The organism is Streptomyces sp. NPDC055099 (assembly GCF_053607685.1).
On the sequence record NZ_JBSGUA010000011.1, the window covers coordinates 331,236 to 338,720 of the forward strand.

9 protein-coding genes and 5 tRNA genes are annotated in these 7,485 nt (G+C 72.4%); 7 read left to right on the forward strand and 7 right to left on the reverse strand.

Going from position 1 to position 7,485, the window contains the following annotated elements; genetic code table 11:
* Positions 1–279: 279 nt before the first annotated feature.
* Positions 280–1,230: an aminoglycoside phosphotransferase family protein gene (locus ACWFRU_RS26940; RefSeq protein WP_453690722.1), complete on the forward strand. Its 951-nt coding sequence runs from the start codon at positions 280–282 to the stop codon at positions 1,228–1,230.
* A 69-nt stretch (positions 1,231–1,299) separates the two neighbouring features.
* A complete protein-coding gene (locus ACWFRU_RS26945; protein WP_363210967.1) occupies positions 1,300–1,605 on the forward strand; it encodes a TFIIB-type zinc ribbon-containing protein in 306 nt (101 codons plus the stop codon).
* Positions 1,606–1,662: 57 nt separating this feature from the next.
* Here ACWFRU_RS26945 and ACWFRU_RS26950 read toward each other — a convergent pair.
* From ACWFRU_RS26950 to ACWFRU_RS26970, 5 genes are all read right to left on the reverse strand, one after another.
* Positions 1,663–1,737 (reverse strand) — tRNA-Val (locus tag ACWFRU_RS26950).
* A gap of 52 nt (positions 1,738–1,789) precedes the next feature.
* A tRNA-Val gene (locus ACWFRU_RS26955) sits at positions 1,790–1,861 on the reverse strand.
* A 37-nt stretch (positions 1,862–1,898) separates the two neighbouring features.
* A tRNA-Val gene (locus ACWFRU_RS26960) sits at positions 1,899–1,970 on the reverse strand.
* A 1-nt stretch (position 1,971) separates the two neighbouring features.
* A tRNA-Cys gene (locus tag ACWFRU_RS26965) sits at positions 1,972–2,045 on the reverse strand.
* 39 nt (positions 2,046–2,084) lie between these two features.
* Positions 2,085–2,157: transfer RNA gene (locus ACWFRU_RS26970), tRNA-Gly, on the reverse strand.
* A 162-nt stretch (positions 2,158–2,319) separates the two neighbouring features.
* On the opposite strand from ACWFRU_RS26970, the gene ACWFRU_RS26975 reads away from it, so the two are divergent.
* From ACWFRU_RS26975 to ACWFRU_RS26985, 3 genes are all read left to right on the forward strand, one after another.
* Positions 2,320–3,399, forward strand: a complete 1,080-nt coding sequence (locus ACWFRU_RS26975; RefSeq protein WP_453690743.1) for a chorismate-binding protein — start codon at positions 2,320–2,322, stop codon at positions 3,397–3,399.
* Positions 3,396–4,217: an aminotransferase class IV gene (locus tag ACWFRU_RS26980; RefSeq protein WP_453690744.1), complete on the forward strand. Its 822-nt coding sequence runs from the start codon at positions 3,396–3,398 to the stop codon at positions 4,215–4,217. The genes ACWFRU_RS26975 and ACWFRU_RS26980 overlap by 4 nt, the downstream gene beginning before the upstream one ends.
* Before the next feature lie 74 nt (positions 4,218–4,291).
* On the forward strand, positions 4,292–5,116 hold the full coding sequence (locus ACWFRU_RS26985; RefSeq protein WP_453690723.1) for a GNAT family N-acetyltransferase: 825 nt from the start codon (positions 4,292–4,294) through the stop codon (positions 5,114–5,116).
* A 42-nt stretch (positions 5,117–5,158) separates the two neighbouring features.
* On the opposite strand, the gene ACWFRU_RS26990 is transcribed toward ACWFRU_RS26985, so the two are convergent.
* Positions 5,159–5,677, reverse strand: coding sequence for a DsbA family protein (locus ACWFRU_RS26990; RefSeq protein WP_453690724.1), 519 nt, complete (start codon positions 5,675–5,677; stop codon positions 5,159–5,161).
* A gap of 211 nt (positions 5,678–5,888) precedes the next feature.
* On the opposite strand from ACWFRU_RS26990, the gene ACWFRU_RS26995 reads away from it, so the two are divergent.
* Complete coding sequence (locus ACWFRU_RS26995) at positions 5,889–6,332, forward strand: hypothetical protein (RefSeq protein WP_453690725.1); 444 nt, start codon at positions 5,889–5,891, stop codon at positions 6,330–6,332.
* Between the two features lie 221 nt (positions 6,333–6,553).
* A complete protein-coding gene (locus ACWFRU_RS27000; protein WP_363210971.1) occupies positions 6,554–6,724 on the forward strand; it encodes a hypothetical protein in 171 nt (56 codons plus the stop codon).
* A 32-nt stretch (positions 6,725–6,756) separates the two neighbouring features.
* Here ACWFRU_RS27000 and ACWFRU_RS27005 read toward each other — a convergent pair whose 3' ends face one another.
* The gene (locus tag ACWFRU_RS27005; RefSeq protein WP_365820985.1) at positions 6,757–7,329 is read right to left on the reverse strand and encodes a CGNR zinc finger domain-containing protein; all 573 of its coding nucleotides are present in this window, start codon (positions 7,327–7,329) and stop codon (positions 6,757–6,759) included.
* Positions 7,330–7,485: the final 156 nt, after the last annotated feature.

Consider the following 7,485-nt stretch of genomic DNA (forward strand, 5'->3'; position numbering starts at 1 on the left):
GCGCGGGCGGGGGGGGGACACCCGGCCAGCAACCCCGGGGGGGGGGGGGGTCCGGCGGCGGGCCCGAGATGGGCCCGCGCAGCTGGGGAGCTGCGCGGCCACTTCTTTGTCCGTCCGTTCAGCCCGTCCGGCGTTTGAGGACATCTTGTGCGGGGGGCCAGGGGGCGGAGCCCCATGGTTTCGGGAAGGGGCGGGGTGGGGGAGAAGAACCCCTCACCGGGCCGTGCCCCACGATGCGTACGCTCACGGGAGCACCGATCGACGCACCCCGGGGGACCCGTGACCGCCACAGCCACCGCCTTGCTGCCGGCGCTGACCGCCAAGGTCCGCGCCACGGCCCACCGCACCCCGCACACCTGCGCCTGCGCCCCCGATGCCGTCCTGGCAGACCGGGACGACGCGACCGTCGTCCGGCACGGCGGTACGGTCGCCAAGGCGCACGCCCCCGGCACGGACCCCACCGGCCTCGCGGCTCGCCTGAAGGTCGCCGCCGCCCTCTCCGGCACCCTCCTCCCACCGCTCGGCGAGACCGCGATCCCGCTCCACGGACGCCTCGTCACCCTCTGGGAGGCCGGCACCCCGGTGGACCGCGACGACCCCGACGCCGCCCCCTGGGAAGCCGCCGCCACCCTCCTCGCCCGTCTGCACGCCACTTCCCCGGCGCAACTCCCGCACCCCCTCCCGGACATGCGCGGCCCCGCGAAAGCCGCCCGGGCGATGACGCGGATGCGGGCCGCGGGACCGCACCCCGCGGCCGCCCCCGTCGAGCGCGCCTGGGCCACGCTCCCCGCCTGGGCACGCGCCGAGGCCCCCGCACCGCTCCCCAAGCTCCTGTGCCACGGCGACCTGCACCTGGGGCAGCTGGTCCGCACGGCAGAGGGGCGCTGGCTGCTCATCGACGTCGACGACCTCGGCCTCGGCGATCCGGCCTGGGACCTGGCCCGCCCCGCGGCCTGGTACGCCTGCGGTCTCCTCGCCCCGGAGGAATGGACCCGCTTCCTCACCGCCTACCGCGCGGCACGGGGCCCGGCGGTCCCGGCCGACGGCACGGACCCCTGGCCCGCCCTTGACGTACCGGCCCGCGCCCTCACCGCGCAGACCGCCGCCCTGGCCGTCGCCAAGTCCGTCAAGGAGAACAGGCCCCTGGACGAGATCGAGCAGGCGGTGGTCGACGCGTGTGATCGAATGGCCGCCCTCCCGCCGGAGTTGGCTCCCACCACCACGAAGTAGGGTGCAACGCACCGAAGCCGGGCAGAGTTCCGGCGAAGCAGTCACGACCGGCGAGGAGTTGAGCCGACCATGCAGTGTCCCAAGTGCCACGCACCGATGCACACGTACAACCGCAATGGCGTCCAGATCGAGCAGTGCAGCGGTTGCCGCGGGATATTCCTCGACTACGGCGAGCTCGAGGCCCTGAGCCGGGTCGAGTCCCAGTGGGGCGGCCAGCAGGCCCCGCCACCGCCGCCCGCCCCGCAGGGCTACCCGGCCGCTCCCGCCCCGGCGTGGGGAGCTCCGCAGCACGGCGGCCACCACGGCGGCCACGGCGGGCACTACGGCCACAACAAGCGCCACAAGAGCTTCGGTCACATGCTCTTCTCCTCCTGACCGGAGGGAACGACGAAGCCCCCCGGCAGTGGGAACGGCCGGGGGGCTTCGTGTGGATGGTGCGCGATACTGGGATTGAACCAGTGACCTCTTCCGTGTCAGGGAAGCGCTCTCCCGCTGAGCTAATCGCGCGGGGCAACCTGCGTGTGCTGTGTGCTGTGTGCTGCGTTTGATGCGTACTACGTGCGCGATACTGGGATTGAACCAGTGACCTCTTCCGTGTCAGGGAAGCGCTCTCCCGCTGAGCTAATCGCGCGGGGATCCTTGCGGACCGGATCTTCGGTTGTTCTGCGTGCGCGATACTGGGATTGAACCAGTGACCTCTTCCGTGTCAGGGAAGCGCTCTCCCGCTGAGCTAATCGCGCTTGGAGGTGGAGACGGGATTTGAACCCGTGTAGACGGCTTTGCAGGCCGTTGCCTCGCCTCTCGGCCACTCCACCAGGAGTGCGGGGGTTCGGGAAGATCCCCCACTTCCTGCGAGCGGACGACCAGGTTCGAACTGGCGACCTCAACCTTGGCAAGGTTGCGCTCTACCAACTGAGCTACGTCCGCTTGTCTTTCCCGGCCCGCTTGCGCGTCCCGGCGACGTGTTGAACTCTAGCGGATTCCTGGGCCAGTACAAAAACGCGTTTGCGCAGCGTGCTGCGCTGTCACCGGGCCGGGCGCGACCAGGACGCCGGTCATAGACTCGCAGGCGTGCACAGCGCCCCTCAGATGTCCTCCCGGCCGCCCTCCGGGGCGTCCCTGCCCATGGCGCGCTTCGGCGGCCTGCTCGCGACCGGCCTCAGGGACGTGACCAGCGATCCCTCGGCGCTGGAGTCCCACGGCTTCTGGGCCGTCGCCGCCGACTTCGAGGGCGGTCTCGTCTGCGCCCGCTTCGACGACGTACGGGCGGAGCCGGTGCCCGCGCCGGTGCCCGGCGCGTGGCGGGGGCCGACCGCCGGTGACTGGACGTCGTCGCTCGACCGCGCCGCGTATGTGGACGGCGTGCGGCGGGTGCGGGAACACATCGCGGCCGGGGACGTCTATCAGGCGAACCTCTGCCGCGTGCTGTCCGCGCCGCTCGCGGACGGCGGGGACGGTGGGGCCTGCGCAGACATCGACGCCCTGACCGCGCTCCTCGCGCGCGGCAACCCCGCTCCGTACGCCGGGACGATCCGCGTGCCCGGACACGGCGTCGAGATAGCCACGGCCTCGCCCGAGCTGTTCCTGCGCCGCGCGGGGCGGGTCGTGGAGTCGGGGCCGATCAAGGGGACGGGACGGACCGAGGCCGATCTCCTGGAGAAGGACTACGCCGAGAACGTCATGATCGTGGACCTCGTCCGCAACGACCTCGGGCGGATCTGCGTGACCGGCTCCGTGACCGTGCCCGACCTGTGCGTGGTCGAGAAGCATCCGGGTCTCGTGCACCTCGTCTCCACCGTCCGGGGCGAGCTGCGCCCCGATGCCGGCTGGCCCGAACTCTTCGCCGCCGCCTTCCCACCCGGCTCCGTCACCGGCGCCCCCAAGTCCAGCGCCCTGCGCATCATCGACGCCCTGGAGACCGCGCCCCGCGGCCCGTACTGCGGCGGCATCGGATGGGTCGACGCCGACCGGGGCACCGGCGAACTGGCCGTCGGCATCCGCACCTTCTGGATCGACCGTGCGAAGGGCGTGCTGCGGTTCGGCACCGGCGCCGGGATCACCTGGGGCTCGGACCCCGAGGGGGAGTGGCGGGAGACCGAGCTGAAGGCGGAACGGCTCCTGGCGGTAGCGTCGGGAGCGTACGAAGTGAGTGGAGGGACCCCTTGGTGAAGATCTGGCTCAATGGCGGACTGCAGGACCTCGAGACGGCCCGCGTCTCCGTGCTCGACCACGGGCTGACCGTCGGCGACGGCATCTTCGAGACGGTGAAGTCGGTCGAGGGGCGGCTCTTCGCGCTGACCCGGCACCTGGACCGGCTCGCCCGTTCGGCACGCGGTCTGGGCCTCCCCGAGCCGGACCTCGACGAGGTGCGCGCGGCCTGCGCCGCCGTGCTCGACGCCAACCCGATGCCGCTGGGGCGGCTGCGCATCACGTACACCGGAGGTCTCTCGCCGCTCGGCTCGGACCGTGGCGACCAGGGCCAGACGCTCGTCGTCGCCCTCGGGGAGACGCCCAGACGCCCCGACACGACCGCCGTGATCACCGTGCCGTGGACCCGCAACGAACGCGGCGCCCTGACCGGTCTGAAGACCACCTCGTACGCCGAGAACGTCGTCGCCCTCGCGCGCGCCCACGAACAGGGCGCTTCGGAGGCGCTGTTCGCCAACACGGTGGGGCAGCTGTGCGAGGGCACGGGGTCGAACGTCTTCGTCGTGGTCGACGGTGAGATCCACACGCCGCCGGTCGCCTCCGGGTGCCTGGCGGGCATCACGCGCGCGTTGGCCGTCGACTGGACGGGCGCGCGCGAGACCGACCTGCCGTTCGACGTCCTGGACCGCGCCGACGAGGTGTTCCTGACCTCGACCCTCCGTGACGTCCAGGCCGTCCACCGGGTCGACGGGCGCGAACTGCCCGGCGCGCCGGGACCGGTGACCGCCAAGGCGATGCGGATCTTCGCCGAGCGCGCGGCGGACGACCTCGACCCGTGAGCGGCCGGGCGACAGCCGCAAGTGCTTGTAAATCCTGATGACGCGCGAGCCGCAGGGTGGGTAGAACTCCACTGATGACCACGACCCTGCGGCCGACCGGGCCGCTTCAGCAGAGCGCTGACGGCGCGAAGTCACGCACGTACGAAGTACGCGTGAACAGCCGTCCTGTGGGCGGGATAGAACTCGCCACGCATCCCGTCTTCGGGCCCGGTGTCGCCGAGATGCGGGATCTGAGCATCAAGGAGCCCGACCGCAGGCGCGGCCGCGCCACCGTCGCGGTGCTCGCCGCCGAGGAGGTGGCGCGCGGCTGGGGCTGCGAGCGGATCGAGGTGGCCGTGCCCGCCGAGGCCGCGGCGGCCCACCGCCTCGCCGTGTCCCTCGGCTACGTGGAGCGCAACCGCCACATGGTCAAGCCCCTGACCGAGGGACCGTCCGCGCTGCCGGCGGGCGTCGAGGGGCGGCCGATGACCGAGGGGGAGTACGAGGTCTGGCTGGCCCGCGAGAAGGATGCCTACGCCCAGACCTGGATCGAGCGCGGCGTCCCCGAGGCGGAGGCGCGCGCCAAGTCCGACGCCGACCACGCGGACCACCTGCCCCAGGGCATCGCCACCCCCGGCACCCGCCTCAGCGTGCTGACCCACGAGGGGACGGCGGTCGGCACCCTGTGGCTGGCGCGGCGCGACGCCGACGCGTTCGTCTTCGACGTCGAGGTCGACGAGGAGTACCGCGGACGCGGGCACGGCCGGTCCCTGATGCTCCTCGCGGAGACCCAGGCCCGCGAGGCGGGCCTCGGCCGCCTCGGCCTCAACGTCTTCGCGGGCAACACCCCGGCCCTGCGCCTGTACGAGTCGCTGGGCTACGAACCGGTCATGTACTACGTCTACAAGCAGTTGCTCTAGGCGTTCCGCCCGGCGTACTGCCCGGGGCGGGAGGAGAGGCGGTCAGGGCGCGAGCAGGCCGTCCGCGATCTTCTCGACGCGTTCGCGCAGGCCCTCCTGGCTCTTGCCGCCGTCGAGACGCTCGCCGTCGATGACGTACGTCGGTGTCCCGGTGACGCCGATCGCCTTGCCCTCGGCCTGGTCGGCGTCGACGATCAGGATGTGCCGGCCGTCGACCAGCGCGGTGTCGAACTCCTCCGCGTCCAGGCCCAGTTCCCGCGCGGTCTCGACCAGGAAGGCCTCGCCCTCGCGGTCCAGGTCCTCCACCTTTCCGAGCACGGCCTCGACGTACGCCCAGCCCTGTCCCTGCTCGAAGGCCTCCTCGGCGGCCTGGGCGGCGGCGAAGGCGTGCTTGTGCTTTTCGAGGGGGAAGTGGCGCAGCCGCAGGTCCACGCGGTCGCCGTAGCGGGCGCGGAGCGCGCGGACGTCGTCGAGGGCGGTCCGGCAGTCCGGGCACTGCAGCTCGCACCAGATGTCGATGACGAGGGGGCCGGCGGGGGCCACGGGGGCAGAGTCGCTCATGGGTCCAGTCTTCCAGCCCCGCGTCCGCCTCCCAACCGGGGCCGGGGACGGCGACCGGAACCTGCGGAGGAGACGCGACCCTGATATGTCCCTGAAGTCCGCTCGGGGCGTGGCTTGTGGGGGTCCTCCCGGTGCAGGATGGAGGGGAAGGCGGCGCCAGCGTCCATGCCCGTATGCCGCACGCCCGTACGCCGCACACCTGGAGGACCGGATGATTGCCGAGACCGTCTGTTCCGCCGTATCCGCGGCCGGCCTCGGCATTGCCGCGATCACGGCCTATCGCAAGCGATTCCTCGCCGCGACGCGCCTTGCCGCCTACTCGCTGGTGCCGGTCGGCCTGGTGATGACCGGCGTCGTCGGGTGGCTGGCCGACACCGCCTTCAGCGTGAAGGCATGGGCGGGCTTCGGGGTCCTCGGCGTCGCCTGGCTGCTCTTCATGATCACGCGCGCGGTGGAGCGCCGCTCCGGAGGCACCCGCAAGGAGCGCAAGGCCGCGAAGGCGGCCCAGCGTGACGCGGTGGCCCCCGCGGCGTCCGCGCCCTCGCTGGGCCAGGGCGCCCGTCCGTCCGCCCAGCCCGCGGAGCGGCCGAAGGCCGCCGCGCCCAAGGAGGACTTCAGCGACATCGAGGCCATCCTGAAGAAGCACGGCATCTGAGAGCGGCGGTCGTCAACATCCGTCCGCGTTCGACGACCGCGGGGCTCCCTCGTTCGAGTGGACGGCGGTGCCGCCGGGTCTGACGAGATCCGTCGCTGGTCGGCCACCGGCCAAACACGCGGGACGCTGGGCTTTTTCAGGTCAGGGACGCTGCGAACTCCCGCGCCCGCCGGGGGCATTGGTCATCCGTACCCCCGGGACTAGGTCATCATCGCCGCGAGATGCTGGACACCGCACCGGGCGATGCCGCCCCGCCGACCGATGAGCGAGCCGCGACGGAAGAGCCCAAGGGCTGTCTGTTCGCGCTCTCCCAGCCACCCCTGATGATCTTCCTGGCGGTGATCGGCGTCCTGCTTCTGATGGGTTCCCTGCACGATCTGCTGGGCCTGTAGCGGGCGGCGCCGCACGCGCGGTGCGGCAGGGCTCAGCCCGCTGCTTCCTTGCGCCGGGCCCGGTAGGCGGCGACATGCAGCCGGTTGCCGCAGGTGCGGCTGTCGCAGTAGCGGCGCGAGCGGTTCCGGGAGAGGTCGACGAAGGCGTGCCGGCAGTCCGGGGCCTCGCAGCGCCGTAGCCGCTCCTGCTCGCCGGCGACGACGAAGAACGCCAGGGCCATCCCGCAGTCGGCCGCGAGGTGGTCGGCGATGGAGGCGCCGGGCGCGAAGTAGTGCACGTGCCAGTCGTAGCCGTCGTGATCGGTGAGCCGGGGCGTGGTGCCCGCCGCCGCGATCAGTTCGTTGATCACCGCCGCCGCGGCCTGCGGCTCGGGCGCCGCGAAGACCTCCTGGAAGCGGCCGCGGATGTGCCGGACCCCGGCCAGGTCACGCTCCGTGAGTACGCCGACGTCACTTATGTCGTGGCTTCGTACGAACGCGCCCAGGGCCGCCAGGTCCGGGAGCCCTTCCGTGTCGGTGCTCGCCGCGTCCTCGGTGTCCGGCGCGGTGTTCACCAGATCGACCACGGCGTCGAGTGCGCACCGGGTGTCGTGGGTGATCAGCACGATTTGCTCCCTGGCCTGGGGGTAGTGGGGCCCGCCCCGCTCATGGAGAGCCGGGAAGGGTGCCCGCCGATGCAGGCCGATGCTAGCGGCTTCACGACAGGACACACCGGCGCCGGGGGGCGGCGGGTCGAGCCGCGGCGGGGCCGGGGGTGTGTG